General features: G+C 68.7%; 33 protein-coding genes and 1 tRNA gene. 19 read left to right on the plus strand and 15 right to left on the minus strand.

The window, feature by feature from the left end; all coding sequences use genetic code 11:
* Nucleotides 1-113: 113 nt before the first annotated feature.
* The gene (locus ACI3KY_RS02050; RefSeq protein ID WP_404928539.1) at nt 114-1313 is read right to left on the minus strand and encodes a substrate-binding domain-containing protein; all 1200 of its coding nucleotides are present in this window, start codon (nt 1311-1313) and stop codon (nt 114-116) included.
* Between the two features lie 203 nt (nt 1314-1516).
* On the opposite strand from ACI3KY_RS02050, the gene ACI3KY_RS02055 reads away from it, so the two are divergent.
* Both ACI3KY_RS02055 and ACI3KY_RS02060 read left to right on the plus strand, forming a co-directional pair.
* On the plus strand, nt 1517-1975 hold the full coding sequence (locus ACI3KY_RS02055; protein WP_404928540.1) for a MarR family winged helix-turn-helix transcriptional regulator: 459 nt from the start codon (nt 1517-1519) through the stop codon (nt 1973-1975).
* On the plus strand, nt 1972-3204 hold the full coding sequence (locus ACI3KY_RS02060; RefSeq protein WP_404928541.1) for an MFS transporter: 1233 nt from the start codon (nt 1972-1974) through the stop codon (nt 3202-3204). Before ACI3KY_RS02055 ends, ACI3KY_RS02060 begins: the two co-directional genes overlap by 4 nt.
* Before the next feature lie 137 nt (nt 3205-3341).
* On the opposite strand, the gene ACI3KY_RS02065 is transcribed toward ACI3KY_RS02060, so the two are convergent.
* Nucleotides 3342-3417: transfer RNA gene (locus ACI3KY_RS02065), tRNA-Lys, on the minus strand.
* A 97-nt stretch (nt 3418-3514) separates the two neighbouring features.
* Between ACI3KY_RS02065 and ACI3KY_RS02070 the strand changes: the two genes are divergently transcribed.
* The 3 genes from ACI3KY_RS02070 to ACI3KY_RS02080 all read left to right on the plus strand — a co-directional run bounded on the left by ACI3KY_RS02070 (nt 3515) and on the right by ACI3KY_RS02080 (nt 5588).
* Nucleotides 3515-4339, plus strand: a complete 825-nt coding sequence (locus tag ACI3KY_RS02070) for an inositol monophosphatase family protein (protein ID WP_404928542.1) — start codon at nt 3515-3517, stop codon at nt 4337-4339.
* 57 nt (nt 4340-4396) lie between these two features.
* Nucleotides 4397-4975: a hypothetical protein gene (locus ACI3KY_RS02075; RefSeq protein ID WP_404928543.1), complete on the plus strand. Its 579-nt coding sequence runs from the start codon at nt 4397-4399 to the stop codon at nt 4973-4975.
* Between the two features lie 73 nt (nt 4976-5048).
* Nucleotides 5049-5588 (plus strand): YaeQ family protein, encoded by a 540-nt coding sequence (locus tag ACI3KY_RS02080; RefSeq protein WP_404928544.1) that lies wholly within the window; start codon nt 5049-5051, stop codon nt 5586-5588.
* Nucleotides 5589-5616: 28 nt separating this feature from the next.
* Here ACI3KY_RS02080 and ACI3KY_RS02085 read toward each other — a convergent pair whose 3' ends face one another.
* Nucleotides 5617-6033, minus strand: a complete 417-nt coding sequence (locus tag ACI3KY_RS02085) for an NUDIX domain-containing protein (protein ID WP_404928545.1) — start codon at nt 6031-6033, stop codon at nt 5617-5619.
* A gap of 49 nt (nt 6034-6082) precedes the next feature.
* Here ACI3KY_RS02085 and ACI3KY_RS02090 point away from each other — a divergent pair, with 49 nt between their 5' ends.
* Nucleotides 6083-7564: an SDR family NAD(P)-dependent oxidoreductase gene (locus ACI3KY_RS02090; RefSeq protein ID WP_404928546.1), complete on the plus strand. Its 1482-nt coding sequence runs from the start codon at nt 6083-6085 to the stop codon at nt 7562-7564.
* A complete protein-coding gene (locus tag ACI3KY_RS02095) occupies nt 7558-7773 on the plus strand; it encodes a hypothetical protein (RefSeq protein ID WP_404928547.1) in 216 nt (71 codons plus the stop codon). Before ACI3KY_RS02090 ends, ACI3KY_RS02095 begins: the two co-directional genes overlap by 7 nt.
* A 13-nt stretch (nt 7774-7786) precedes the next feature.
* Here the strand turns inward: ACI3KY_RS02095 and ACI3KY_RS02100 are convergent, their stop codons facing one another.
* Complete coding sequence (locus ACI3KY_RS02100) at nt 7787-8764, minus strand: zinc-binding dehydrogenase (RefSeq protein ID WP_404928548.1); 978 nt, start codon at nt 8762-8764, stop codon at nt 7787-7789.
* A gap of 235 nt (nt 8765-8999) precedes the next feature.
* Between ACI3KY_RS02100 and ACI3KY_RS02105 the strand changes: the two genes are divergently transcribed.
* The gene (locus ACI3KY_RS02105) at nt 9000-9320 is read left to right on the plus strand and encodes a hypothetical protein (RefSeq protein ID WP_404928549.1); all 321 of its coding nucleotides are present in this window, start codon (nt 9000-9002) and stop codon (nt 9318-9320) included.
* 57 nt (nt 9321-9377) lie between these two features.
* Here the strand turns inward: ACI3KY_RS02105 and ACI3KY_RS02110 are convergent, their stop codons facing one another.
* The 4 genes from ACI3KY_RS02110 to ACI3KY_RS02125 form a co-directional block, all read right to left on the minus strand.
* Entirely contained in the window at nt 9378-10136 is a 759-nt protein-coding gene (locus ACI3KY_RS02110; RefSeq protein ID WP_404928550.1) for an SDR family oxidoreductase, read from the minus strand.
* Nucleotides 10137-10221: 85 nt separating this feature from the next.
* Nucleotides 10222-10578, minus strand: coding sequence for a hypothetical protein (locus tag ACI3KY_RS02115; protein ID WP_404928551.1), 357 nt, complete (start codon nt 10576-10578; stop codon nt 10222-10224).
* 59 nt (nt 10579-10637) lie between these two features.
* A complete protein-coding gene (locus ACI3KY_RS02120) occupies nt 10638-11546 on the minus strand; it encodes an RNA polymerase sigma-70 factor (protein ID WP_404928553.1) in 909 nt (302 codons plus the stop codon).
* A gap of 23 nt (nt 11547-11569) precedes the next feature.
* Nucleotides 11570-12364 carry an SDR family oxidoreductase gene (locus tag ACI3KY_RS02125; protein WP_404928554.1) on the minus strand — a complete coding sequence of 265 codons (795 nt, stop codon included), beginning with the start codon at nt 12362-12364 and terminating at the stop codon, nt 11570-11572.
* A 179-nt stretch (nt 12365-12543) separates the two neighbouring features.
* On the opposite strand from ACI3KY_RS02125, the gene ACI3KY_RS02130 reads away from it, so the two are divergent.
* The 5 genes from ACI3KY_RS02130 to ACI3KY_RS02150 all read left to right on the plus strand — a co-directional run bounded on the left by ACI3KY_RS02130 (nt 12544) and on the right by ACI3KY_RS02150 (nt 16967).
* Nucleotides 12544-13284 (plus strand): alpha/beta fold hydrolase, encoded by a 741-nt coding sequence (locus tag ACI3KY_RS02130; protein WP_404928555.1) that lies wholly within the window; start codon nt 12544-12546, stop codon nt 13282-13284.
* A gap of 63 nt (nt 13285-13347) precedes the next feature.
* Nucleotides 13348-14280, plus strand: a complete 933-nt coding sequence (locus tag ACI3KY_RS02135; protein WP_404928556.1) for an alpha/beta fold hydrolase — start codon at nt 13348-13350, stop codon at nt 14278-14280.
* 17 nt (nt 14281-14297) lie between these two features.
* Nucleotides 14298-15038 (plus strand): SDR family NAD(P)-dependent oxidoreductase, encoded by a 741-nt coding sequence (locus tag ACI3KY_RS02140; RefSeq protein ID WP_404928557.1) that lies wholly within the window; start codon nt 14298-14300, stop codon nt 15036-15038.
* Nucleotides 15039-15148: 110 nt separating this feature from the next.
* Complete coding sequence (locus ACI3KY_RS02145; protein ID WP_404928558.1) at nt 15149-15670, plus strand: DUF1697 domain-containing protein; 522 nt, start codon at nt 15149-15151, stop codon at nt 15668-15670.
* A gap of 97 nt (nt 15671-15767) precedes the next feature.
* On the plus strand, nt 15768-16967 hold the full coding sequence (locus ACI3KY_RS02150) for a saccharopine dehydrogenase family protein (RefSeq protein ID WP_404928559.1): 1200 nt from the start codon (nt 15768-15770) through the stop codon (nt 16965-16967).
* Here the strand turns inward: ACI3KY_RS02150 and ACI3KY_RS02155 are convergent.
* The 3 genes from ACI3KY_RS02155 to ACI3KY_RS02165 form a co-directional block, all read right to left on the minus strand.
* Nucleotides 16939-17421: an SRPBCC family protein gene (locus ACI3KY_RS02155; protein ID WP_404928560.1), complete on the minus strand. Its 483-nt coding sequence runs from the start codon at nt 17419-17421 to the stop codon at nt 16939-16941. The two genes, ACI3KY_RS02150 and ACI3KY_RS02155, sit on opposite strands and share 29 nt — an antisense overlap.
* Before the next feature lie 17 nt (nt 17422-17438).
* Nucleotides 17439-18095, minus strand: coding sequence for a hemerythrin domain-containing protein (locus ACI3KY_RS02160; protein WP_404928561.1), 657 nt, complete (start codon nt 18093-18095; stop codon nt 17439-17441).
* A 215-nt stretch (nt 18096-18310) separates the two neighbouring features.
* Nucleotides 18311-19978: an ABC-F family ATP-binding cassette domain-containing protein gene (locus tag ACI3KY_RS02165; RefSeq protein ID WP_404928562.1), complete on the minus strand. Its 1668-nt coding sequence runs from the start codon at nt 19976-19978 to the stop codon at nt 18311-18313.
* A gap of 139 nt (nt 19979-20117) precedes the next feature.
* Between ACI3KY_RS02165 and ACI3KY_RS02170 the strand changes: the two genes are divergently transcribed.
* Both ACI3KY_RS02170 and ACI3KY_RS02175 read left to right on the plus strand, forming a co-directional pair.
* Nucleotides 20118-20339 carry a hypothetical protein gene (locus tag ACI3KY_RS02170; protein WP_404928563.1) on the plus strand — a complete coding sequence of 74 codons (222 nt, stop codon included), beginning with the start codon at nt 20118-20120 and terminating at the stop codon, nt 20337-20339.
* A 346-nt stretch (nt 20340-20685) separates the two neighbouring features.
* Nucleotides 20686-21081 carry a tautomerase family protein gene (locus tag ACI3KY_RS02175; RefSeq protein WP_404928564.1) on the plus strand — a complete coding sequence of 132 codons (396 nt, stop codon included), beginning with the start codon at nt 20686-20688 and terminating at the stop codon, nt 21079-21081.
* 129 nt (nt 21082-21210) lie between these two features.
* Here ACI3KY_RS02175 and ACI3KY_RS02180 read toward each other — a convergent pair whose 3' ends face one another.
* Both ACI3KY_RS02180 and ACI3KY_RS02185 read right to left on the minus strand, forming a co-directional pair.
* Nucleotides 21211-22152, minus strand: coding sequence for a GNAT family N-acetyltransferase (locus tag ACI3KY_RS02180; protein ID WP_404928565.1), 942 nt, complete (start codon nt 22150-22152; stop codon nt 21211-21213).
* Nucleotides 22149-22766, minus strand: a complete 618-nt coding sequence (locus ACI3KY_RS02185; RefSeq protein ID WP_404928566.1) for a dihydrofolate reductase family protein — start codon at nt 22764-22766, stop codon at nt 22149-22151. The genes ACI3KY_RS02180 and ACI3KY_RS02185 overlap by 4 nt, the downstream gene beginning before the upstream one ends.
* Nucleotides 22767-22838: 72 nt before the next feature.
* Between ACI3KY_RS02185 and ACI3KY_RS02190 the strand changes: the two genes are divergently transcribed.
* The gene (locus ACI3KY_RS02190; protein WP_404928567.1) at nt 22839-23423 is read left to right on the plus strand and encodes a TetR/AcrR family transcriptional regulator; all 585 of its coding nucleotides are present in this window, start codon (nt 22839-22841) and stop codon (nt 23421-23423) included.
* Nucleotides 23424-23465: 42 nt separating this feature from the next.
* On the opposite strand, the gene ACI3KY_RS02195 is transcribed toward ACI3KY_RS02190, so the two are convergent.
* Both ACI3KY_RS02195 and ACI3KY_RS02200 read right to left on the minus strand, forming a co-directional pair.
* The gene (locus tag ACI3KY_RS02195) at nt 23466-23792 is read right to left on the minus strand and encodes a TetR/AcrR family transcriptional regulator C-terminal domain-containing protein (protein ID WP_404928587.1); all 327 of its coding nucleotides are present in this window, start codon (nt 23790-23792) and stop codon (nt 23466-23468) included.
* A gap of 8 nt (nt 23793-23800) precedes the next feature.
* On the minus strand, nt 23801-24682 hold the full coding sequence (locus ACI3KY_RS02200; protein ID WP_404928568.1) for an aldo/keto reductase: 882 nt from the start codon (nt 24680-24682) through the stop codon (nt 23801-23803).
* Between the two features lie 321 nt (nt 24683-25003).
* Between ACI3KY_RS02200 and ACI3KY_RS02205 the strand changes: the two genes are divergently transcribed.
* From ACI3KY_RS02205 to ACI3KY_RS02215, 3 genes are all read left to right on the plus strand, one after another.
* The gene (locus ACI3KY_RS02205) at nt 25004-25363 is read left to right on the plus strand and encodes a DoxX family protein (protein ID WP_404928569.1); all 360 of its coding nucleotides are present in this window, start codon (nt 25004-25006) and stop codon (nt 25361-25363) included.
* Between the two features lie 63 nt (nt 25364-25426).
* On the plus strand, nt 25427-26281 hold the full coding sequence (locus ACI3KY_RS02210) for an SDR family NAD(P)-dependent oxidoreductase (RefSeq protein ID WP_404928570.1): 855 nt from the start codon (nt 25427-25429) through the stop codon (nt 26279-26281).
* 92 nt (nt 26282-26373) lie between these two features.
* Entirely contained in the window at nt 26374-26988 is a 615-nt protein-coding gene (locus ACI3KY_RS02215) for a TetR/AcrR family transcriptional regulator (RefSeq protein WP_404928572.1), read from the plus strand.
* Nucleotides 26989-26995: the final 7 nt, after the last annotated feature.

Genomic DNA, 26995 nt, shown 5'->3' on the forward strand with positions numbered 1-26995 from the left:
TCGTTGTGGCGTGGCGTCCTGCGACGAGCGCAGCGAGCAGACGAGGCGTGTGTCCACGCGTGGTGCCGTCTCGCTGCGCTCGTTCGGGGACATGAGTTCGCGGGATGCCGCTGCTACTCGGCTTCGGCCGGCGCCACGTCGTCGGCCGAGACGGTGTCGACGAGCTCGGGCACGAACGTGCCGTCCTTCGCGACGAGCTTGGCCTGGTACATCTCCTGGAGGAGGGCGTGGTCGCTCGCGCGGACCGTCATGGCGCCCTTCGGCCCGTCGAACTCGAAGCCCTCGAGCGCGGACACCATCGCGTCGACGTCGCCCTGGCCCTCCTTGATCGCCTGGACGATCATGATCGCGGCGTTGAAGCCGTCCGGGCTGAACAGGTCGGGCGTGCCGCCGGCGTCCTCGATGGCCTTCACCATCGCGGTGTTGACGTCGTTGTCGGGAGCGCCCGGGAAGTAGTGGTTCAGGAAGTTGATCTTCTCGGATGCCTCGCCGTACGCGCCGAAGGTCGCAGAGTCGCCGAGCCCGGTGACGACCGGGATGTCGTCGAGGACGCCCTGCTGACTCATCGCCTGCCACATCGCACCGGATGTCGCACCCGCCCACGCGACGAACACGAGGTCGGGGCTGCCGGCGAGCACCTGCTGGGCGAACGGCGTGAACTCGGTCGCGTCCTCGGCGACGAGCACGGAGTTGACGGTGGCGCCCTTGCCGCCGAGGATCGCCTCGACCGCGGCGACGTTGCCCTGACCGAAGGCGTTGTCCTGGGCGAACACCGTCACGGTCTTGCCCTCGATGTCGTCGAGGAAGGTGCCCGCGGTGGCCACGTCCTGCGCGCTCTGGCGTCCGGAGCGGAACGTGTAGTCGTTGATCCCGGTGATCGCGTCGGCGGCAGCCGGGCCCGAGATGTACAGCACCTTGTTCTGCTCCGCCTGCTCGGCGACCGCGAGGGCGACGCCCGACGATGCGGTGCCGGCGATGATGTTGACGCCCTCGCCGATGAGCTCCTTCACGGCGGTGACGGCCTTGTCGGGGTCGCCCGCGTCGTCGCGGTTCTCGATCGTGATGGTCGTGCCGTCGATCTCGTTCGTGCCGTCGGTCGCATAGTCGAGGCCGGCCTCGAAACCGTCGAGGTACTGCTTGCCGTAGCCGGCGAGCGGACCGGACTCGCTCGTGACGATGCCGACGGTGACCTCTTCCGGTCCGCCGCCATCGGTGGACTCTCCGGTCGGCTCGGCCGACGGCGCGCACGCCGCCAGGGCGAGCGCTGCCGTGAAGACCACGGAGCCCAGGAGCAACTTCTTCGTAACCCGCATGTGCGTGCCTTTCCTCATTGGAAGGATCTGGTGCCTCGAACCGCTGCTTCATACAAACATGAGAGGCGATTCAGGTTCTTGCAATCTAGGAAATGCGGGGCTGCGTCCGCAAGTCGAGGCGCGGCCGGTCTGGATGTCGTTATGCAATCGGGACGTTGGACACAATGCATACCAGTGATATATATCGGCGGTATGCTTGTCTGGTGACACACGACCAAGACATCGAGACCCTCATCGTGGCCGCCCACGCGCTGACGCGCGTCGCGGCGCTCGAGACATCCAATGAGACCCCGGCCGCTCAGTGGCGCACGCTGACGATCCTGCGTGACCACGGCGCGCTGCGCATCGGCGAACTCGCCCGCCTGAGCCGCGTGACGCAGCCGGGCATGACCCGCCTCATCGGCCAGATGACCGAGCACGGACTGGTCGAGAAGGCGACGGATGCCGCGGACTCGCGTGCGACGGTCGTCGGCGTGACGCCGCTCGGCCTGGAGGCTCTGCAGACCTGGCTGCTGCAGCTGACGGCCGCCCTGGCTCCGCACTTCGACGACCTCGAGCCGGAGGAGTGGGAAGCGCTGCGGACGACGGCGGACGTGCTGACCCGCAAGCTCGACCGCACGCGCACCGCTCCCGTCGCGGGCACCGCGGAGGCGACCCGATGAGCGGGCACGGCCACAGCACGGGCTCGGTGTGGCGGCAGCCGGCGCAGGTCTGGGCCGTCGCGTTCGCGTGCGTCGTCGCCTTCATGGGCATCGGCCTCGTCGACCCGATCCTGCCCGCCATCGCCGAGTCGCTCGAGGCCAGCCCCGTGCAGACGGAGCTCCTCTTCACGAGCTACCTCCTCGTGACCGGGCTCGCGATGCTCATCACGAGCTGGATCTCCAGTCGCATCGGCGCGAAGGCGACGCTGCTCATCGGCCTGGCACTGATCGTCGTCTTCGCTCTCCTGTGCTCGCTGAGCGGCAGCGTCGACGCGATCATCGGCTTCCGCGCCGGCTGGGGTCTGGGCAATGCGCTCTTCATCTCCACAGCGCTCGCCACCATCGTCGGAGCGGCATCCGGCGGCAGCAGCGCCGCCATCGTCCTGTACGAGGCGGCTCTCGGCCTCGGCATCGCGATCGGTCCGCTGCTCGGCGGCCTGCTCGGCGAGCTGAGCTGGCGCGGCCCGTTCTTCGGCGTCGTCGTGCTCATGGCGATCGCCTTCGTCGCGGTCCTCGTACTGTTGCGCGGGCCGACCGAGAAGGTGACCCCCGTGCCGCTCTCGGCACCGTTCAAGGCGCTGCGCATCCCCTCGCTCGCAGTGCTGGCCGTGACGGCGCTCTTCTACAACATCGGCTTCTTCGTGCTGCTGGCGTTCTCGCCGTTCCCCCTCGGTTTCGGGGCGATGGGCATCGGCCTCACCTTCTTCGGCTGGGGTGTCGGGCTGGCGATCACGAGTGTGTGGGTCGCGCCGCTGCTGCTGCGATTCCTCGCGCGGACGACCGTGATGCTCCTGACCCTGCCGCTGCTGGCGATCGACCTCGTCGTGGCCGGCATCCTCGTGGAGGACCCGACGTCGCTGGTCGTGTGCATCATCGTCGGCGGGCTGCTGCTCGGCATCATGAACACCGTGCTGACCGAGTCGGTCATGGAGGCGACAGACCTGCCCCGTTCCGTCGCCTCGTCGTCGTACTCGGCCGTCAGGTTCCTCGGTGGTGCCGCCGCTCCCCCGCTCGCCGCCTGGCTGTGGCACGCGTACGGTCCGACGGTGCCGTACCTGTTCGCCGCAGCATCCATCCTCATCGCCACCGCGACGATCCTCGTCGGCCGCCGCGCGCTCGCCCGCATCGACGAGAGCGAAGCGGATGCCGCGGACGAGGCGGCCGCCGTGCTCGTCGGCGACGCGGCCTGACGCGAAAGTCGGCAGAAGGGCGGTCCGTGAGGACCGCCCTTCTGCGTCAGCACGCCCGCTCAGCCGGTACCCGTGATCTGCGAGCGGCGGGAAACGAGAACCGCCTCCCGCAAGGTCTGCGGGAGGCGGTTTCTGTGTGGTGCACCCCCTGGGACTTGAACCCAGAACCCACTGATTAAGAGTCAGTTGCTCTGCCGATTGAGCTAGAGGTGCATGGTTCCCGACGAGGCGAACCGAGGACCAACATTAGCATCACGATCGCGTCTCGTGAAATCGAGACGGGAACGCCCCGGCTATCCTGGATCCTGTGATGACCCCTCCCCCCTCGTCGACGTTCGACACGCCGTTCGAGGGCGATCTGGGACCCGATCTCGAGCTGGCGCTGCGCCTCGCGGACGCGGCGGACGCGGCATCCATGTCACGCTTCGATGCCGCGGATCTCGACGTCCGGCTGAAGGCCGACGCGAGCCACGTGACCGAGGCGGATCTCGCCACGGAGAGGGCACTGCGCGCACTGATCGAGACCGAGCGTCCCGCCGACGGCATCTTCGGCGAGGAGTACGGGATCACCGGCGACTCGAACCGGCAGTGGATCATCGACCCGATCGACGGCACGGCCAACTACCTCAAGGGCATCCCGATGTGGACGACCCTGATCGCGCTCGCGATCGACGGCGTGCCGCGCGTCGGCGTCGCCAGCCAGCCGGCGATCGGCCGGCGCTGGTGGGCCGCCACCGGCCTCGGCGCCTGGACCAACACGCCCTCCGGCGGCACCAGACGCCTGAGCGTCTCGTCGGTCGATGCGATCGCCGACTCGAGCGTGAGCTTCCAGAGCATCGGACAGTGGCGGGATGCCGGCAAGCTCGAGGCCCTCGAACGCCTCACGGCGTCGGTGTGGCGGGACCGCGGGTACGGCGACGCGTGGCCGTACATGCTCCTCGCAGAGGGACGCCTCGAGTTCGTCGCCGAGTTCGGCGTCAAGGAGTACGACATCGCCGCACTGGTGCCGATCGTCACCGAGGCGGGCGGCCGGTTCACGTCGTTCGACGGTCGCGATTCGCTGGCGGAGGGCTCCTCCCTCGCGACGAACGGCGTCCTCCACGACGCGTACCTCGACCTTCTCCACTCCGCCTGATCCCGCTCCACACCTCACTCACCACACCCACCTCCCTTCCCCCACGGAGACCCCCCGATGCCTGCCCCCCGCATCCTCGGCGCCGCTGCCGCCCTTGTCCTCACCACCGTGCTCCTGTCGGCATGCTCCGGCAGTCCGGAGGCCGCACCCGAGGAGACGGGCAACGCGACGACACCGACGGCGGCCGCTCCCGAACCGTCGGCCACGCCCACGGCGACATCGGAGGCTGCCGCAGAGCCGACATGCGAGACCCTCGTCGGGACTTCGGTCGTCGCGAACTACGAGAGCGTCGGCTGGACGTCGCAGGCGATGCCCCTCTACATCGGCAGCACCGAGATCGAGGACGGCCTGCAGTGCATGTGGGCCGATTTCGACGGCCCTGCCGGCGATCACGGTCAGATGTTCGGCTGGGCGCCGCTCTCCGAGGACGAGGCCGCCGATGCGCAGGACGAGCTCGTCTCGCAGGGATGGCTGCGTGAAGAGGATGCTGCCGGCGTCTACATCACCGAGAGCGCCGAGACCGCGATCACCACGGACGACCAGGGCTACGGCATGACGTACTTCTTCACCAACGGGCAGGTGCTCGTCTCCGACACGAAGCAGGGCCTGCTGCTCATCGAGTGGCCGAAGAGCTGACGGCAGCCGTCCGCGGGCAGACCACCACCGGGGAGCACGAGGCAGCACCCTCGACCGCGTAGGCTCGAACGCTATGGCGATCGGCGTGACGATGTACACCTTCGACATCCAATTGGCGGACGTCGATCGGGGCGTCTATGAGGATCTGTCGATCCGCGTGGCGCGGCATCCGTCCGAGACCGACGCTTTCATGCTGACCCGGGTGCTGGCCTACTGCCTCGAGTACGAGGAGGGCATCGCGTTCAGCGAGGGCGTCTCGGCGACGGACGAGCCCGCGGTGCTGGTGCGCGACCTCACCGGCGCCCTGGTCGCCTGGATCGAAGTGGGGGCTCCGGATGCCGCGCGCCTGCACACCGGCAGCATGCAGGCCGAGCGCACCAGGGTCTACACGCATCGCGATCCCGGCAAGGTCGCAGCGCCCTGGGCCGGCAAGCGGATCCACCGCGGCGACGAGATCCTGCTGAACAGCTTCGATCCCGGCTTCGTCGACGCCGCGACGGCGGTGCTGGCACGCCGCAACACGATGACCGTCTCGATCACGGAGCGGCGGATCTACCTCGACCTCAACGCGACGAGCTTCGAGACCGACATCCACACGCAGACCGCGGCCTGACCGCACGGCGGTCACTCACACCGGCGCCTCAGGCCGGCAGGAAGTTCTCGCGGGCCAGCGGGGCGATCTCGAGCCCGTCGGCATCGTTGCGCGTCACCCAGCGCAGCTCCTCGATCTCGGCGCCGATGACCGGCACCTGGGCGCCGATGTCGGTCTCGAACACCTCCGCGATCACGAGGAAGCCCGGCTCATTGGCCGCAGCGGCGGTGTATGAGCCGAGCGGCCGCAGGGTGTCAGCATCCACCGCGATGCCGAGCTCCTCCCGCAGCTCTCGGCTCAGCGTCTGGCTCGGAGACTCCCCCGGTTCAGGTTTGCCGCCAGGCTGCATGAATGCCGTCGTTCCAGCCTTCCGCACCAGCAGCAGCTCATCGCGCTCGTTGACGATGACGGCAGCTGACACATGGATGCTGCGGCCGTGGGTCGGGGCGACGTCCGAGGTGGTCACGATGGCACGCTAACAGGTGCCGCGCATTCGGCGCGGCGTAGAATCACGTGTGCTTCCCGATTCCCCCACCCCCGCCGACCTGCCGCCGAGCGGCATCGAACCGGACGACCTCGCGACGACTCTGCGGGTGCTGGACGGCATGGCGGGGCTCGACGAGACGCACCCCGATTTCGTGGCCGTACGGCGCGCGACGGCTGCCATGTTCAAGGCCGTGAAGAAGGTGCGCCGCCGGGAGATCCGCGAGGCCATCGCCGAAGCGGACCGCGCCGTCGTCGCAGCCACGGCCACCGGAGCGCCGGACCGGATCGACGACGAGACGCGCGGCATCCCGATCTCCACCGCGACGACCGCGCCCACGGCGGGAACGCTGATCAAGGCGCGCGGCTGCTACATCTGCAAGCAGCCGTACACCGTGGTCGACGCGTTCTACCACCAGCTCTGCCCTGCCTGCGCGGCCCTGAGCCATGCCAAACGCGACGCCCGCACGGACCTCACCGGCAAGCGCGCACTGCTCACCGGAGGTCGGGCGAAGATCGGCATGTACATCGCGCTGCGCCTGCTGCGCGACGGCGCGCACACGACGATCACCACCCGGTTCCCCCGCGACGCCGTGCGCCGGTTCAGCAGCCTGCCCGACGCGCCGGAATGGATCGACCGCCTGAAGGTCGTCGGCATCGACCTGCGCGACCCCGCGCAGGTGATCGGATTGGCGGAGGATGTCGCGGCCGCCGGTCCGCTCGACATCCTCATCAACAACGCGACGCAGACCGTACGGCGGTCTCCGGGCGCCTATCAGCCACTCGTCGACGCGGAACTCGCTCCGCTGCCGGACGGGCCCCTGCCGGAGCTCATCACCTTCGGCCACACCAACGACCGGCACCCGCAGGCGCTGGAGCGCTCGGTCACCGCCCACCCCATCCTCGCCGCGGCCGCCGCTCGCGCCGACGAGCTCACGGAGCAGGCGATGGCGGCCGGCTCCAGCTCGCTCGAGCGCCTCGCGGCCGGCACCGCGATCGACGCCGGCGGCCTCATCCCCGACCTCGATCACTCCAACTCGTGGGTGCAGAGCGTCGACGAGGTCGACCCGCTCGAGATGCTCGAGGTTCAGCTGGCCAACACGACCGCGCCGTTCCTGCTCGTCTCGAAGTTGCGACCGTCGATGGCCGCGAGCAGCGCCCGTCGCACGTACATCGTCAACGTGAGCGCGATGGAGGGCGTCTTCAACCGCGGGTACAAGGGTCCGGGGCATCCTCACACCAACATGGCCAAGGCAGCCGTCAACATGCTCACGCGCACGAGCGCGCGGGAGCTCTTCGAGACCGATCGCATCCTGATGACGAGCGTCGACACCGGCTGGATCACCGACGAGCGCCCCCACCCGACCAAGGTGCGGCTCGCCGAGGAGGGCTTCCACGCACCCCTCGACCTCGTTGACGGCGCCGCCCGCGTCTACGATCCGATCGTTCGCGGCGAGGCGGGCGAAGACCTGTTCGGCGTCTTCCTCAAGGATTACGCCCCCGGCGCGTGGTGAACCTGCCGGAACCGGGCCACCGGGTGGTCGTGCGGTACCTGCTGCCGACCGGGCAGGCGACGGACGCGCTGGGCGAACTGCTGAGCGCGGATGCCGAGACTGTCGTCGTCGACGGCAAGCGCGGAGTCGAGCGCATTCCCCGCGGCGCCATCATCGCGGCCAAGGAAGTCCCGCCGCCCCCGGCTCCTCGCCGGGCGGCGACGACCTGAGCGACGAAGTCGCTCAGAAGCGGAGCAGCACCTTGCCGACACGTCCCGGCACGGCGCTCGCCGCCGCGGCGGCCCGCGCCTCTTCGAAGGGGTAGACGGCATCCACCGGAAGCGCGACCTCACCCGACCCGATCCGCTGCACGAGCTCGGCGAACAGGGCGCCGCGGGTGGCGGCATCCATCGTCCGGCTCACCGTGCTGCCCCAGAAGCCCTTCACCGTGGCCTGCTTGAAGATCAGGTCGCCGGCCGACAGCTTCAGGGTGCTCGACCCCATCGAGCCGAACGACACTAGAGTGCCGCCTTCGCCCAGCAGCGACAGGAGGTCGCCGGCCGCGTCGCCGCCGACCGAGTCCACGGCCGCGCGCGGCGCATTCTCGCCCAGCAACTCTGCGGCGCGCTCACGCCAGTCGTCGGACTCGGTCGAGACGACATCGTGGATGCCGAGGCCGGCCAGCTCCGCCACACCCGCGTCGCGCCGCACGAGCCCGAGGACGCGCACGCCGCGCGCCGCGGCGAACTGGGCTACGAGCTTACCGACGGCGCCGTTGGCGGTGTTCTGCACGATCCAGTCGCCCGGCTTCACATCGAGGGAGTCCAGCAGGCTCAGCGCGCTGAAGGGCATGGAGATGAGCTGCGCAGCGGTCTCATCGTCGACGGAGTCGGGCACGGGCACGAGGCCTGCCGCCTTGGTCACGAAGTACTCGCTCCACACGCCGAACGTGCCACCTGTGGCGACGCGCTGCCCGACCTGCAGCTGCTCGACGCCCTCTCCGAGCGCGTCGACGACGCCGTAGGCCTCGGTTCCCGCAGCCGCAGGCAACTCGGGCTTGAAGCCGTAGGTGCCGCGGATCGTCCACAGGTCGTGGTTGTGGATCGGAGAAAGCACCGTGCGCACCCGCACCTGACCCGGACCCGGCTCGGGGAGCGGTCGCTCGCCGACCTCGAGAACGTCGGTCGCATCGCCGAAGGTGGAATGGATGAGTGCGCGCACGGTGGTGCTCCTAACGAGATTCATGACGGCCGGTTGAGCCGCCACTCGGTGTTATAGCCCAGCATGCCTCGAACGAATTCCCGGGTGGACCCCCGGCTACCGTTGGCCACCGCACCTCGGTCGGCGGCAGCCTGACCGGCGGCTAGCCTGGGAGCTGACCACGAGAGGCGACCCGAGTGAACCGACGAGGCATCCGCAGCCGACCGCGCCGCCGCGGGTTCGCGGTCCGATCCGCATGAGCACCGCCGGCACCGCGACTCGCCGCATCGAGCTGACCCTGCACAAGCCCTGGTTCGCCCTCTACGGCCGGATCAAGCCGACTCTGGTGATCGCCGGTCGCGGCCAGCCGGCGCAGTGGGGACTCGGCACCTGGCAGGTTCCGGCCGACGAGACCGTGGTGGTCGGAGTGTTCCTGTTCAACCGGATGTGGCGGTTCGGTCAGGCCGAGTTCGCCCTCGAGCCGACCCATCCGCCCGCACTTCGGTACTCGGCCCCGGCGCTGCCCTTCGGCCGCGGCCGGATCCGCCCGAACACTCCGATGGGTTCCGTGCGCTGACCGGTCAGGACGACGGCCCGGACCACCGATAGGTAGCCCGGGCCGCTCATCACCGCTTCAGTCGCGCGGCGGGTTCGCCGGCAGCCACTCGTCCAGCGTCGTGGCGAACACCTGCACACCGTCGACCGGCATGAGGGTGCGCTCCTGCATGCGTGCACCGAAGTAAGGGGCATCCGGGTCGGTCACGACCTCGCGGGGGTCGCCACGGAACGCCAGACCACGGCGGACCAGCTCGTCGAGTCCCATGACCTCGGGGCCGGCGATCTCGACGTCGGCGTTCAGCGGTGCGCCGGCAGCGGTGCGCGCGACGGCCGTCGCGACATCCTCGGCGGCGATCGGCTGCATGAGGTTGTTCGGCAGGTGGATGCCGTCGCCGTTGCCCGACACAGTGGCGATGCCACCGATGAACTCGAAGAACTGCGTCGCGTGCACGAGCGAGTACGGAATCCCCGACTCGCGGATGAGCTTCTCCTGCGCCTCCTTCGCCGCGAAGTAGTCGATGTTGTTGGGCCGGTCGGTGCCGACGATCGTGAGGGCCACGTAGTGTCCGACGCCGGCCTCACGCGAAGCCGCGACGAGGTTGTTCGTGGAGGTGGTGAAGAACTCCATCACGTCGTCGGGTGCGAACGATGGCGAGTTCGAGACGTCGACCACGACCTCCGCGCCCTGCAGCACCTCGGCGAGACCCTCACCGGTGATCGTGTTGACGCCCGAATTCGGCGACGCCGGTACGGCCTCGTGCCCGTGCTCGGTGAGCTTCGCGACGACCTTCGAGCCGATCAGTCCCGAGCCGCCGATGACGACGATCTTTGCCATGATGTGCCTTTCGTTCGAAGAGCGCGGGGAGAGGTGTGCGCTCATCAGCTACGACAGTTCGGGCGCTCGATCTGTGACAGCCGCGTCACTCCGCGCGCCAGCGCGTCAGTTTGCCGGGGTTCACCACGAGCCATGCCTGCACGATCAGACGGCCGCGCGCGCGCATGCCCAGGACGCCCGTGACCTCCCCACGTCGGCAGACGACAAGCCCCGGCATCCCATTCACCGACGCGATACGCACCGACACCTCGGAGTCGAGCAGCACTCCGGACAGATGGCGCGAGACCTCGTGCGCCCCGCGAAGCGCCGCGGGCGGCGCGGGCACGACGCCGCCTCCGTCGACGGTCAACTCGACGCCCGGGTGCATCATCGCCCTCAGCGCCCCGGGGTCACCGCTCTCGACAGCGGCGACGAGCGCGCGCGCGACGCGCTCGTGCTGCACGGCGCTCGCCCTCGAACCCCGCGGACAGACGTGCAGCCACGACGCGCGACGTCGTCTGGTCACGCCCCGACCGGGGCGACGTGCCCGAGCTTGTCGGGGCTCATCACCCAGTGGATCTGACGGATGCCCTCCTCCGACGCGGTGATCATCGCCACCGTGGTGACGACCCCGTCCTCGGAGATCGTCGCCGCGGGCTGTCCGTTGAGCTCGACCCAGTCGATGGTCTTGCCGATCCAGAAGTGGCTCGAGAACGCCGCGACGAACTTCGCGACGCGGCTGCGGCCGGCCACAGGAATGCGGGCCGCCAGTTTGACGCCGTTGCCGTCGGTGGTGCTGACGACGTCCTCCGCGAAGAGACGCTCGAGACCTGTCACGTCGCCCTGCTGCGCGGCCACGAGGAAGGCCTCGAGCAGCCGCCGCTGCTCGGCGGCGGCGACCTCCGCTCTGCGAGCCGACGAGAGATGCTTGCGTGCCCGGCTGACGAGCTGACGGGCGCTCGCCACGGTGGCGCCGATGACGTCGGCGATCCGCTCGTAGGGATAGTCGAGCGCCTCGCGCAGGATGTACGCCGCGCGCTCGGTCGGCGTGAGCTTCTCGAGCACGAGCAGGATCGCGAACTGCAGTGCTTCGCCGCGTTCGGCGCCGAGGGCAGGGTCGTCGTCGGTGTTGACCGGCTCGGGCAACCACGGCCCGATGTACGTCTCACGACGCGCGTGCGCGGACTGGGTCGCATTGATGGAGAGCCGCGTGGCCACCGTCGCGAGGAACGCAGCGGGCTCGCGGATGTCAGCCCGATCGGCGTTCTGCCACCGGATCCAGGTCTCCTGGACGATGTCCTCGGCGTCCGCCACCGTGCCGAGCATGCGGTAGGCGATGCCGAAGATGCGGCGCCGGTGCTGGTCGAAGACGGCGACCGCCTGCACGATGTCGTCAACGTGGTCGTCGGTCTCGGATGTCTGTCCGGTCATGGCCGCCGCTCCTCTCGCCGCGCTCAGCGTACGCCCGCGGGTGCCGGCAGCAGGAGGTCGTCGCCCGCGTGCGGCGCCGCCTGCCAGTCGTGGAAGCGCGTCGGTGCGATGGTGGCGTCGTGGCCCGGCAGCAGCTCCCACCGATCGAGCTGCGCACCGAAGTAGGTCGCGAGCGGGTCTGCGACCACCTCTCGCTCGTCGCGACGGAACCGCAGCTCACGCTGGGCGAGATAGCCGAGCTCGAACACCTCGGGGCCGCCGTGCTCGGTCACCCCGCCCGTCGGCCGAGCAACGGCGGCGCGTGCCACCGCCGCGGCGACATCGTCGGCGGCCATCGGCTGGATGAGCGCGTCGGCGACGTGTGCGACGCCACTGCGGGTCGCGGCATCCGTGATGCTGCGGATGAATTCGAAGAACTGCGTGGCGTGCACGATCGAGAACGGGCGACCGGATGCCGTCAGCAGACGTTCCTGCTCTGCCTTGGCCTGGAAGTATCCCCCCTCTGAACGCGCGAGTCGGTCGGTGCCGACCACCGACAGCACGAGGTGGTGGCGCACCCCCGCGGCGGCGCCATACGTCAGCAGGTTGAGAGTCGAGCCGGAGAAGAACTCCCGAGCGCCTTCCTCATCGGTGTACGACGAGTTGGAGACGTCGACGATGGTCTCGGCTCCGGCGAGCGCGTCCGCCAGACCCTCCCCCGTGAACGAGTTGACGCCGGCCGCCCTCGCGACGACGACGACATCGTGCCCGGTCGCCTGCAATCGGGCCACGACCCGTGAACCGATCAGACCTGTTCCCCCGATGACAGCGATCCTCATGTCGAACCCTCTCTGTTCATCGCGCGCGGGAACGCGCACGTTCACAGCTGAGACCGGATGCCGCGGCCATGTGTGACAGGTCTGCCACGTTTCGCCGGATTTCGGTTGCGCGGTCACAACTGCGGACGGCGGCTGGTCTTGGTTGACAACACCGCACGTCCACCTCGAAAGGAACAGACATGTCCGAGCAGAAGCCCACCATCGTCCTCGTCCACGGCGCGTTCGCCGAGTCGTCCTCGTGGAACGGCGTCATCGCCCAGCTGCAGCAGCATGACGTGACGGCGGTCGCGGTCGCCAACCCGCTGCGCAGCCTGGCCGGCGACGCCGCCTACGTGCGCGACGTGCTCGCTTCGATCGAGGGCCCGATCATCCTCGTCGGCCACTCGTATGCCGGACTCATCATCACCGAGGCGGCTGCGGGCAATGACGCCGTCGTCGGCCTCGTCTACGCCGGGGCGTTCGTGCCCGAGACCGGCCAGAGTGCGTTCGATCTGTCCAGCAGCGCGCCCGGCAGCACATTGGGTGACGCGCTCGCCGCGTACCCGGTGTCGAGCGGAGGCGACGAGTTCATCATCCGTCCGGAGCTCTTCCACCACCAGTTCGCCGCCGACGTCTCGGCCGAGGTCGCCGCTCTGATGGCCGCCACGCAGCGCCCGGTCACTCAGGCCGCACTGACGGAGGGTCTGCCGACCGAGCGCCCGGCCTGGCGCGACATCCCCTCCTGGCACGTCTTCGGCGAGAAGGACCTCAACATCCCGGTCGCCGTGCACCGCGCCGGTGCCGAGCGCGCCGCCTCGAGGGGCACGCACGAGATCGCCGGCGCTTCGCACGCCATCTCGGTGTCGGAGCCCGCCGCGGTCGCCGCGACGATCGCCGAGGCGGCCAAGGCCTACGTCGCGAGCCTCGCCGCAGCAGCGTGACAGACCGCGGCGCCCCGGATGACCGTCGGTCTCCGGGGCGCCGCCCCATCCGAGAGGCCTCACATGCTCACCTCATTCCGCACTCCCCTCCGAAGCGTCGACGCCGGCGAGCTCACCGTCGGCTACATCGACGCCGGTGATCCCGCCGCGGAGCCGGTCGTGCTGCTCCACGGCTTCCCGTACGACATCCACAGCTACGTGGACGTCGTGCCGCTGCTGACGGAGGCCGGCTACCGGGTGCTCGTCCCCTATCTCCGCGGACATGGTCCGACGTCGTTCCGCGAGGGGCGCACGATCCGCTCCGGACAGCAGGCGGCGCTCGGATCCGACCTGTTCGCCTTCATCGACGCGCTCGACCTGGAGCAGCCGATCCTCGCGGGCTACGACTGGGGCGCTCGTGCCGCGTGCGTCGTCGCGGCGCTCTGGCCCGAGCGTGTGGCAGGACTGGTGTCGGTCAACGGGTACCTGATCCAAGACATCTCGGCAGCCGGCATCCCGCTCCCGCCCGGTCTCGAAGCCGGGTTCTGGTACTTCTGGTACTTCGCGACCGAGCGCGGCCGCGCCGGCCTCTCGCAGGACCCGAGGGGGATCGCCGACGTCATCTGGCGCCGCAACTCCCCCGCGTGGGCGTTCGACGACGCAGACCTCGCCCGCGCTGCCGCAGCGTTCGACAATCCCGACTACGTCGACGTGGTCATCCACTCGTACCGTCACCGGCTCGGTCTCGAACCCGGTGCCCCTCAGCACGTCGACCTCGAGCGCCGCCTCGCCGCGCTGCCGCCGATCACGGTTCCCACGATCACCCTCGACGGCACCGCCGACGGGAACTTCCCCGCGACGGACGGCTCGCAGCACGACAGGTTCTTCACCGGCCCGCGCAGGCATCGACAGATCCCGGGCGCGGGACACCACTTGCCCGCCGAAGCACCGCACGCCTTCGCCGAGGCTGTCCTCGACGTCGCCGAGCCGCCGGGCGACGGCGCCGGAACCCCATGACCCACGAAGGAGAAGCAATGTCATCGGATCTGCAGGGAAAGGTCGCACTCGTCACCGGTGCCTCCTCGGGAATCGGTCGTGCCACCGCGCTCGCCCTCTCACGCGCCGGGGTGACGGTCGCGGCCGGAGCGCGCCGGGTCGACCGGCTCAAGGAGCTCGTCGAGTCCGCGCCGGGTGAGATGCTCGCCGTGCATCTCGATGTCGCCGACGAGCAGTCGGTCACGGATGCCGTCGCCGCCGTCGTCGAGAAGTTCGGCCGCCTCGACGCACTCGTCAACAACGCCGGGCTGATGCAGAGCGGCATGATCGTCGGCGCCGACACTCGTGAGTGGGTGCGGATGGTGCAGACGAACCTGCTCGGCTCGATGTTCGCCGTGCACTCCGCGCTCCCCCACCTGATCGCCTCGAAGGGCGCGGTGGTGCAGGTCTCTTCGACGGCAGGCCGCACGGCGTCTCTCGGCAGCGGCGCATACGCCGCGACCAAGTTCGGCATCACCGCGTTCTCGGAGTCGCTCCGGCAGGAGGTGACAGCACTGGGGGTGCGGGTGATCGTGATCCAGCCCGGCTTCGTCGCCACTGAGCTGACCGACCACATCACCGATCCCGTCATGCGGGCTGCGGCTGCGGAGATCGGCCAGTCCATGCGCCCGCTTGCCCCGGAGGATGTCGCGGAGGCCGTCGTCTATGCGCTGAGTCAGCCGGCTCACATCTCCGTGAACGAGATCCTCGTGCGGCCGACCGACCAGGTGCGCTCATGAGCCGCGCTGTCTGAGGCATCACGTCACAACGGGCGCACGCTGACACCTGCATCGCCGCGTCGCGGAATCCCGTCGTCCGTTCCGTCGGTGCCGCCGTCTACGCTCGGCTCATGCGGTGCGTCGCGTTCATGCGGAACGTCAATCAGGGTCAGCGTGGCCACCCCTCGACGGGCGACATCGTGGCGGGGTTCGCCGACGCCGGGTGCCCCGGCATCCAGACCTTCCAGAGCAACGGCACCATCCTGTTCGACTCCGACCAGCCCGCATCGGTGGTCGAACAGGCGGCGGACGCCGTCGCGGCGCGGTCGGGCCATGAGCGGGACATCCTCTGGATCCCGCTGTCCGAGCTGGCGGCGATCGTCGACGAGCACGGAGCCACGCCGGAACCCCGCCGGTTCGAACTCACGCTGCACAGCGGCGCGATCATCGACCCGAATGATGCCGGGGTGATCAGCCGCGCCACGGAGCATCGCTGCTCTGTCGCCGATGCCGGAGAAGGATGGGCTCTCATCGGCAACCAGGTCGAGGGGGAAGGCCACGCGACCCCGGTGATCGAGAGCCTCACCGGGCGCCGCGCGACTTCTCGGGGGCTGCCGACGGTGATCCGGCTGGTCTCCCGCTTCGGTCAGTGAGGGCACACCCAGCGCGCCATCCGTGGGCCCTAGGCGGTGCACCCGAGAGGCGCAACCCGGTGTCGACGCCGCTCGAGCGCACCTAGGCTCGCGTGACATGAGCGACAACTCGCGCGACCACGACATCGTCCTGCTGGGCGCGACAGGTTTCGTCGGGACGTTCACCGCCCGCCACCTCGTACGATCGGCCCCCGGCGGCGTCCGGATCGCGCTCGCCGGGCGTTCACGCTCGCGCTTGGAGGACGTACGCCGCGAGCTGCGCGTCGACTGGCCGATCATCGAGGTGGACACGAGCGACGAGACGGCCGTCACGCGAATGACGCGGTCGACATCGGTCGTCGCGACGACGGTCGGTCCCTATCTGCGCTACGGCATGGAGGTCGCGGCCTCCTGCGCCCGCGAGGGCACCTCGTACGCAGATCTGTCGGGCGAGAGCATCTTCGTCGCGCGGAGCATCCAGCGCAATCACGACGTCGCAGAGAGGAGCGGCGCCAGAATCGTCCATTCCTGCGGCTTCGATTCGATCCCCTCCGACCTCGGCGTCGGCCTCGCCCATGCGGCCGCCGGCGGCGTGCCGATCGTCGCGGCCACGCTGCGGGTGAGATCGCTGCGCGGCGGCATCAGCGGCGGGACGATCGACTCGCTTCGTCAGCAGATGAGAGAGGCGAAGACGGATGCCGCGGCCCGCCGCCTCATCGGCAACCCCTACGCGCTCACACCCGGCCCATCCGTCCGCCTGCCGGGCCACGCCGGCAGCGGGTGGGGCAAGGAGCGGGGCACCTGGCAGGCGCCGTTCATCATGGGCGCCTACAACCAGCAGATCGTCCAGCGGAGCAACTACCTGACCGAGTGGAGCTATGGCCAGCTCATGCGCTACCGCGAGGTCGTCACGACCGGACGGGGTGTCCCCGGCTTCGCTTCGGCGGGGGCGATCGGTGTCGGCACGGCGGCTTTCGTGGGCGCCATGTCGTTCGCACCCACCCGGGCGATCCTCGATCGCGCGCTCCCGGCGCCGGGCAGCGGGCCGGGTGAGAATGCCGTCGAGCACGGTCGATTCCTGCTCGACATCGACGTCTATCCGGTCGAAGGTGAGCCGATGCGCACCCGCGTCGCGGCTCCGTTCGATCCGGGCTACGGCGGAACGGGCGTCATGCTGGGTGAGTCGGCGCTCAGTCTCGCTCTCGACGAGCTGCCCGACCGCGCCGGCGTGCTGACGCCGATGGTCGCGATGGGCGACAAGCTGGCGGAGCGGCTGCGGGCCCACCGGTTCACGCTGGATGTCGCTCCGCTGAGCTGAACGCCCCCGATGCAGGAGGGGCCGCCCTGGCTTCCGCGTCGAGTACACGGCTCAGTCCGCGGAAGTCCCGCAGCAGGATCCGCCGAAGAACGAAGGTCGGCAGCAGGGCCACCAGCCGGAGCCAGCCCACCACGTCGCCCTCGTAGTCGGCAAGAACGCGCGTGCCTTCGCCTTCGGCCGCGCACACGTACTCCACCCGCGAGTTCCACGGCGACGTCGAATGCCAGACGACGCGCTGATGGGGCTCGATGACCTCGAGCACGTCTGCGAAACGCACCTTGAAGGGACCGAAGATGCGGTCGACCGCCCACCAGCGGCTCCCGATCTCGGGCAGCCCCTCGTCGATCCGCTGTCTGAACTCCACAGCCGGCGCGAACTCCGGCCAGCGTGCCGGGTCGGCGAGGTACGCGAATACCCGTGCAGGAGGATGAGCGAGCCGTGCGTCCAGCCTCACGCGACGCCACATCGTCGTCACGCCATCTCGGGCACCGGGCGGTCGGGATAGAGCTCCCGCATCGCCTGGTCGTACTTGCGCTTCATCAGCAGGAGATAGATAAGCCGGATCGGCGCGGGGATTTTCTCGCGCATCCACTCCTCCCGCTCACCCTCCGGCACACTCGCGATCAGCAGCCCCACCTGCAGCGCCATGACGTCCTTGCCGAGCTCCTTGCGGTGGGCGGCCAAGGTCTCGCGCGTGTGCTGCTCCATCCAGTCCCACTCCTGCTGCGACATCACTGCACCGGCGACAGGCATGATGTCGTCCTCCTCCTGCTGGAGATGTCCCACCAAGGTGTCGCGCAGGGTCTCGATGTCGGCGGCGAACGCAGCTCCAAGCCCGGGGTCTGCCGTCGCGATCCAGGGCGCGAGCTGCGGCTCGATGCGAGCGAGCTGTGTTGCCACTTCGGCGTGCTGGGCACGCATCTGATCGACATGCAGCGCGCACCCCGGATCCCGCGACGTGAGTCGGTCCCATAGCGCGAGGTCCTCTGTCTCGTGATGCATGTGCAGCGCGTAGAAGTCGAGGTGCGCATACCGGCCGACGATCGCCGCGCGCTCGACATCCCCGGCATCCACCTCACGGATGAGCAGCGGCAGCTCGCGGTAGAGCCAGCGCAGGATGCGGTGCACGAGGATCAGACCCGACGTGTCGCACCCCGCGTGCTGGCCTTCAGGCAGCGCTCCCGACGACGGCAGTTTCGCAGCCATGTCGCACCCCCAGTGTTCCCCCGCCGACGCCGGGTCGTCAGCAACGAGGGGCGCAGACAGCCGTACGATACACCCGCGGGCGCGGGACTACACCCCTTCCGCCTGTGGGCGCCGGTCCGACTGTTTCCGAGATCCGATCAGTGAAGCTCCGTCAGGCGCCCGGAATCGATCCGCCAGTGCCGGTCGAGCTGCACGGTGTCGAGCATGCGCCGGTCGTGGGTCACCAGCAGGAGTGTGCCGCGGTAGGAATCGAGCGCCTGCTCGAGCTGTTCGATCGCAGCCAGGTCGAGATGGTTGGTGGGCTCGTCCAGCACCAGCACGTTCACGCCGCGCGCCTGCAGCAGCGCCAGGGCCGCACGCGTCCGCTCGCCCGGTGACAGCTCGTCGACCGGTCGATTCACGTGATCGGCCTTGAGGCCGAACTTCGCGAGCAGGGTGCGCACCTCGCCGGCTTCCATGGCGGGGACGAGCTGTTCGAACGCGCCCGCGAGGGGCCGGGAGCCCACCAGCAGCGAGCGGGCCTGATCGATCTCACCGACCTCGACGTTCACGCCGACGCTCGACGTGCCGTGGTCCGGCACCTGCCTGCCCAGCAGGGCTCGCAGAAGAGTCGACTTGCCGGCGCCGTTGTGACCCGTGATGCCGATCCGGTCGCCGGCGTTCACCTGCACGGACACCGGCCCGAGCGTGAATGAGCCCTGCTCGAAGACGGCGGAGTTCAGGGTCGAGACGACCGTGCTCGAGCGGGGTGCCGCGCCGATGGTGAACTCGAGCTGCCATTCCTTGCGCGGTTCCTCGACCTCGTCGAGCCGCGCGATGCGGCTCTCCATCTGGCGCACCTTCTGCGCCTGCTTCTCGCTCGACTCGGTGGCCGCCTTGCGGCGGATCTTGTCGTTGTCGGGCGACTTCTTCATCGCATTGCGCACACCCTGGCTCGACCACTCACGCTGCGTGCGCGCCCGGGCGACGAGATCGGCCTTCTTGTCTGCGAACTCGTCGTACTTCTCGCGCGCGTGCCGGCGGACCGTCGCGCGCTCCTCGAGGTAGGCGTCGTAGCCGCCACCGTAGAGACGGTGCGAGTGCTGCGCCAGATCGAGCTCGAGGACGCGCGTCACGCTGCGCGCGAGGAACTCGCGGTCGTGGCTGACCAGTACCACACCGCCCCGCAGTCCGCGCACGAACGCCTCGAGTCGTTCCAGGCCGTCGAGGTCGAGATCATTGGTGGGCTCGTCCAGCAGCGCGATGTCGAAGCGAGACAGCAGCAGGGCCGCGAGTCCGACCCGGGCGGCCTGGCCACCCGACAGGGACGTCATCGTCGCCTCTGCGGCGGGCGCCCCGCCGAGGTCCAGCCCGAGGTCCGCGAGCACGACCGGAATCCGTTCCTCGAGGTCGGCAGCGCCGCTCGCCAACCACCGGTCGAGCGCTGTCGAGTAGACGTCGGCGGGGTCCACGCCGTTCACCGACGGCGCGGGATCACCGAGGGCGGCGGCCGCGGCATCCATCTCCCTGGTCGCCTGTGCACAGCCGGTGCGACGCGCGATGTAATCCGCGACGGTCTCGCCGTCGACGCGTTCGTGCTCCTGGGGCAGCCAGCCGACGAATGCGTCGGAGGGGGAAAGCGTGATGGTGCCGGCCTGCGGCTCGTCGACGCCGGCGAGCAGCCGCAGCAGCGTGGACTTGCCGGCTCCGTTGGCACCGACCACCCCGACCACATCGCCCGGTGCGACCGTCAGATCCAGCGAGTCGAAGAGCGTGCGATGGCCGTGACCGCCGGCCAGGCCGCGCGTCACGAGTGTTGCGGTCATGCCCCCATCCTCTCAGCGCGCGGGCGGATACTCGTTCCGCGGGGCGCGCCCTGACGACGACTCGCCGCGACCGACGCACGTCGTGGGCCTTCACGTCAAGGGGGTGCGTCCGACATGGCGGCCGCACCAAGGTGAGCGCATGAGCATCCACAACGAGGACCTCCGCGTCGCCCTGGACGACGATCGCATCGAGACCATCGAGCACGTGGTCGCCGAAGTGGAGGACGACATCCACCACGGCAAGGTGTCCGATGACGTGAGTCACGTGCTCGCGCAACGACTCGAGGCCGCTGGCGTCTCACTGGCACCCGAAGCCGTCGACGATCTGGCCGAGGCCATCGAGAGCGACGTCTCGCTCTGACTTCCCCGGCGGGGCACAGGCTCTCCGCGAGTGCCGACGTGCCGTGGCCGACGCCGTCGGCTGCCCGCGCCGGCGGATTTCTCGGTCTACATCCGCGCGTACTGGCCGGAGCAGGCGATTCTCGACGCGACCTGGCAGCCCCCGACCGTCCAGCGCATCCGCTAACCACGCCTGGCGGCCGTGGCACGCGCCACGACACCCGCGCCCGCCCACACATGCCGAAGAATCTCGACGAGATCGATATTCTGCGACTCGAGGGCGTGGCGCTGCAAGATCTCGCCTACCGTCCACGCCTCGACTGGCTGTCACGAGGAGTCGCCGGATCCTGAACGAAGGGAGTGGCTATATGCCCGCTGCGCTCATCGAAGTGCGCCGCACGTACTCGTTGGAAGAGGAGGTGGCGATCATCGACGCGGTGCATGCCGCGTTGGTCTCCGCCTTCCGAATTCCGCCTGAGGACAAGGACGTACGCCTGATCGTCCACGCGCCCCACCGGTTCGCCTGCTCCCCCGAGACGCCTCAGCCCGAGTACCGCACACTGGTGACCATCGACTGCTTCGCCGGCAGGTCTTTGGCGGCCAAACGAGCGTTATACGCCCAGATCGCCGATCGCCTCGACACGCTCGGCATTCCGAAGGGCCATGTCACGACCATCGTGCACGACATCCCGGCCGGGAGCTGGGGCCTGTCCGACGGCGTCCCCGCTGCGGACGTCGATCTCGGGTTCGAGGTGACCGTGTGAGCGGGCCCCTGCCCGCCATGCGTAGTAGCGCCTCATACCTGACCTCGCTGGACGGGCCGACTTCTGGCGTCCAGAGTGTGCGCTGAGGGACCCGCTTGCGGTGGACGGCCGGCGGGCAACGTCTTTTACTCAGTGCCATTCCATGTTGATGAGCCGCTGGAACGTGTCGTAGCCGGCCCGCGCGAACGCGTTCGCCATGGGCTGGTTGCCGAGGTCGGTCGAGGCGCGGATGTGCGGCGCTCCCGCCTCGGCCAGGATGCGGGTGCCCTCAGCGAGGAGGCCGTCGATGTAACCGTTACCGCGATGCTCGGGGAGCACGCCGACGTACGCGACGATGTGGTGGTAGGAGTTGCGCGCCGGAAAGACGAAGCCGACGGGCCGGCCGGCGCCATCGATGGCGACCCGCCACCATTCCCGAGGCGTCGTGTACCGCGCGAACTCGTCCTCGAACTGGGCGCGCGCGACCTCGCGCGGCGATGAGTCGGCGAGCTCACCGCGGCTGTGCGCGTCGAGCGTGCCGGTGAGGGCGCGCGTCGTCAGATCGAGCACCTCGTCGTCGTCCTCGAAGGCGCGGAACGCGAGGCGGGAGTCAGGTGCGGGGAGTCCTGCCGTCGGCGCCCATTGGAGGCGGAGCCGCTCGACCACGAATCGGGCACCGGATGCCTCGAGGAGGGCCATCACCGTCTCGGTGGCGCGTTGCTCGGCCGGGCGCTCGCGCCAGTCGGCCGGCAGGTAGCGGGCGAACTCGGGCGGGGTCGCCTGGCCCTCGATCACCTCGCTGCGTGCGGCGTCGAGCAGGGCCGCCCCGACCGCCCAGTGGTCCTCGTCGGAGAGGGCGTCGTCGAGGTCGAAGATGTCGAACTGCGTGGCATCCGTGGAATCTGACGGGCTCCAGAGCGCGAGTCGACCGAGCAGGCGGTCTTCGTGAATTGCGAGCCAGGTCCACTCGACGCGTCGGCGCCGCTGCTCGAGGTCGTCGGCGATCTCGTCGTTCAGCGCGTACGGAATGCGGTTGAAGAGGTCGATCTCATGCGTGCCACCGAGGTGGCGGATGTCGAAGGCGATGCTCATGCGCGGGCCGCCGGTACTGTGACCGGCCCCGAGGCATCCGTCCGGATCCTGGAGTACCACTCGACCACGTTGCCGCCTTCGAAGGAGCGCACCCCGTCGAGCCCGAACACGGTCGGGCTGAACTCGGGGCCGAAGGCGGTCCTGCCGGCTCCGGCGACCACGGGGTACCGCTTGATGACGAGCCGGTCGATCTCGTCGACCAACTGGCCCGCGAGGACGCCGCCGCCGGCAAGGTAGATGTCCAGCGACGAGTCCTCCTCCTTCAGTGCGCGCACGGCGCTGACGGGGTCGCTCGAGATCATCGTGACGGCCGGATCGGGCTGTTCGGGGCCGCCCGAGACGACGAACTGGCGCAGGTGCGAGTACGGCGACGTGATGCCGAGCTGGAGACCGGGCTCGTACGTGCGGCGGCCCATCACGACGGTGTCGAAGCGCGTGAGCGGGGCGTCCGCGATGCCGAGTTGTGCTCGTGCATGGGTGGGCAGGGCGTCGCCGTAGTCGCCGACCATCCAGGCCATGTATTCGTCGGAGCCGGGGAAGAAGTCGACCTCGTCGCCGGGGCCGGCGATGAAGCCGTCGATCGAGAGCGAGATGTAGTACGTGAGATTTCGCATGAGTCCTTCGGGTTGAGTACGCCATCCACTATAGTCATAGTGGTCAGCGCGTCAACACCGGAGGATCACGCCATGGCAAAGAACACGGAGCGACGGCACCGCCTCTTGGATGCCGCGGTCGAGGTGATCGCGGTCGAGGGCGGCCGCGGACTCACCTTCGGCGCCGTCGACCGCGCGGCGGCCGTGCCGCCAGGCACCGCGTCGAACTACTTCGCGTCGCGCGACCAGTTGCTGGCCGAGCTCGCCGAGCACGTCTTCGTCCGGCTCGCACCCGATCCGGATGAGGCCGCGGCGCGCATGGCCGTCGAGCCGACGCGCGAGAGCGAGCGCGGCCTCATGATGTGGCTCGTCGAACGGGCCCTCGCCGATCGTGCCGCGCACCTCGCGCTCTTCGAGCTGCGGCTCGAGGCGACCAGGAATCCGCACGTCGCACCGACCGTGACCCGGCAGTTCGCCGGCAACCTCGCGATCGCGACGTCGGACCACGTCGATCACGGGTTCCCCGGCGACCGGTCGACCGCGCTCGTGCTCTACCTCGCGATGAGCGGACTGCTCCTCGACCACCTCACGATGCCGGAACTGCTGGGCGCCGATGCCGTCGCGGCGATCGTCGACACGATCGTCACCGCCGTAGTGCCCGAGCAGCATGTCGACTGAGGCTCAACCGCGCCGCGGCTCCGCGGCGACGGGGTGCACCCCTCACACGCGATCAGTACGTGCTCCATATGCTGCGAGGAACACGCGGATACCGGCTTCGCGGCCGGACGCCGGCTCAACATCGGTGATGGCATCGAATCGACCCGTCACCATGACCCGATTGCTCGGAACCCAGAGGAGCAGTCCGGCGAGGTGATTCGCAGCGATGCGCGGCTCGTCGATCCGCAGCCAGCCTCGCTCGTGCGCGCTCGCAAGCAACTCCCCCATGAGGCGGAGGGTGTGCTCGAACGCCCGTTCGTGGACGTGGTCAGGTCCGTGGTTGATCCGCGCTCGAGCACCCGCAGCCGCCGGGGACTGTGCGCGCGGCAGTAGGCGATCTACGCCTCGGGGATCACCCGGCCGAAGGTCTCGAGAGTGATCGCTTCGGGTTCGGGACCACCGCGCTTGCCAGTGTCCAGAGCGTCGATCTGTGCGAGCTCGTCACCGGTGAGTTCGAAGTCGAAGACGTCGAAGTTCTCCGCGATGCGGTCAGGCTTGGTGGACTTGGGGATGACCTGGATGCCCTTTTGAATGTGCCAGCGGAGCATCACCTGCGCGGCCGATTTGCCGTATCGCTCACCGATGGCAAGCAGCACCGGTTCATCGAAGCTGCGTCGACCGGATTCGCGGTAGGACGTGATTCCGCCGATCGGTGACCACGCCTGCGTGAGGATGCCATGTCCCCGGTCGAGTGTCTGCAGCTGCTTCTGCTGGAAGTACGGGTGCACCTCGATCTGGTTCACCGTGGGCACCACGTCGGTATGTTCGAGCAGGTCAGACAGGTGCTCCGGCATGAAGTTGCTCACGCCGATGGAACGAACCCGTCCGTCGGTCAGCAACGTCTCGAGCGCTTGGTACGCCGCAATCGTCTTGTCGAACGCGGACGGCAACGCCTGGTGCAGGATGAACAGGTCGATCTGGTCGACGCCGAGCTTCGCGACACTCTTCTCGAACGCATGCAGCGTCTCGTTGTACCCGTAGTCGCTGATCCAGACCTTCGTCTCGATGAAGACGTCCTCGCGGGCCACGCCCGACTCCCGGAGGCCTTGGCCGACCTCGCGTTCATTGCCATAGGCCGCTGCGGTGTCGATGTGACGGTATCCGGTGCGAAGAGCGGCAGATACCGCTGCCACCGTCTCGGCCGGCGGTGTCTGGAAGACGCCGAGGCCGATAGCGGGGATCTCGACTCCGTTGTTCAGGGTGAAGGTCGGTACGGTCATATCCCCACGCTAAGCATCGGAGCCACGTGGAGGGAGGCACTGACACTCACCCCCGTGCGGGCGGAAGGCCCGACCGCCCCTGACGCGACAGATGACGGGACCATGTCCGCACTCCACCACGGCCTTGCCGTTGCGGTGAGCCGAGGCGTCGAGCCGGGCAGCGATGAGGCCGACCAACTCGCCGAGCGGCACCAGCCGCCCATCGAGCTGTTGCGGCACATTGCGGAGCCAGCGAATACGAGCGCTGCCCACCGCAACCATACCATACGGTAGGGTATGCCATATGGATGGCATGTCGGTGCTCGCGTTCGGGAGGTGTGCGTGACTGTTGTTCCCGACCCGGTGTGGCCGGTGGTCGTTCTCGCGCTTATTCAATTTGTGGACGGTTTGTTGTGTATCAGGCCGGTTCCATTTGTCGCCAAGTGCTTCGAGGACGTGGGATGGCCGCGCCGGTACTGGTGGATCATGCCGCCGCTCAAGTTCGCGGCGGCTGCAGGTCTCGTCGCAGGCATCTGGATTCCGATTCTTGGCGTGGTGACCTGCGGCGCTCTCGTCGTGTACTTCCTCGTCGCCATCGTCATGCACGTGATCGCGAAGGACTTCGGTCGCAACCTCTACCTCAACGCGACGGTCATGCTCCTCATTTGCGGCGCGACTGGACTGTTCTGCTTCGTGATCTGACTCCAGGGTGCACACTTCCGGCGGTCGATATCGATCCGAGGCATGGGAAAGGCAGGTTTGGACATGAATGCCCAAAGTTTGCGCCCGGAGTCCCCTACGGCGCTGGTCACAGGAGCGGCGACGGGCATCGGATTGGCAGTTGCCCGCGCGATGGCAGATCGCGGTTGGAGAGTTCTTGGAACGGCTATGCCAGATCAGGATGCATCTTCCTTGCTCCTTCTCCCCCGAACAGCGATTCTTCGAGTAGACCTTGCCAGCCCTTCGTCGCTGGACGACCTTGTCAGCAGCGTGCTCGGTGAGCCACGGCTGGATCTCCTGGTCAGCAACGCGGGGGTTGCCTTTCCTGGTCCGGTGGAGGCGAGCCAGGCAGCTGCTCTGCGCCGCCAGTTCGAGGTGAACGCGATCGCTCCCTTGCTTCTCGCCTCAGCGTTGATACCGAAGCTGCGCACGAGCCGCGGGAAGATCGTCTTCATCGGTGCAGGCCAAGGGCGGGTCGCTCTCCCGTTCGGCGGCGGATACGGTGCCACCAAGGCCGCGCTGGCGTCTCTTGCAGACGCTCTCCGTGCGGAGCTCTCGGGAACAGGTATCGCAGTGAGTGTCATCGAACCCGGTTCAGTGGCGACGGGGATCTTCGATGAGAGTCGACACAACGTAATGAAGGTCCTGGACGGCATGACACCAGAACTTTCCGCGCGATACCGGGCACCGCTGGAGGCGGTACTCGCGAAATCATCCCGGGCCATGGCATCCGCCCTGCCGGCATCACGAATCGGTGACCTCGTCGCGGATATCGCCGACTCGGCAGCACCTAAGCCGCGGTACCTCATCGGCAGAGACGCGTTGGCCTTGGCATTGATTGCGGTTGTCCCCGCACGAGTCCGAGCAGCGGTCCTTCAACGCATGATGAGGAGCACCTGATGCGCGGATCAGCGATGATCATCGGCGCGGGCGCCGCGGGCCCCGCCGGTGCGCGGGCCTGATGGGCACATACCGGATGGTATGGTCCCGGGATGAGTGTTGCACGCGATCGCTGGTTGGATGAGGGCGTTCGTGTTCTGGAAGAGCAGGGATCCACGGGAATTCGCATCGACAAGATCGCGGCGCGTCTGGGATTGTCGAAGGGTTCGTTTCACCACCATTTCGAGGGCGCCGAGGCGTACAAGGTCGCACTCCTAGCTCGAATTGAGCAGATGAGCACTGCGGCGCTCGAAGAAGCAAGCGCGCACGCATCGAGCGTCGACAAGTCGCCCCGCGCGGTCCTCGGTGCCTTGATCGACCTCCTCGACCCCGCCGAAGGAACGATCTATCGCCCCGAGCTGGAAGTGGCTGTTCGTTCATGGTCCACCGTCGATCCGGACGCGCGAGCAGTTCAACAGCGCATCGACCAATCACGCATCAGCGCACTCGAGGCCATATGGCGCCCGCTCGTCCCGACCGATGCCGAGGCGCGCGTCGCAGCCCTGCTTCCCTATCTCCTCGCCGTGGGGGCCGCGATGGTCACTCCCCCTGTCCCCTCACACCAGCTCCGCGAAATCTTCCGTCTCCTCGTTCCACTCATCCCGGAGCATCCCGACGCCGGCCAAGATCGACGCGAACCAGATGCAAGATCGTCCTGGAACACGTGACCGCGCA

This window comes from Microbacterium sp. ZW T2_14 (assembly GCF_044987405.1).
Taxonomy (GTDB): Bacteria; Actinomycetota; Actinomycetes; order Actinomycetales; family Microbacteriaceae; genus Microbacterium.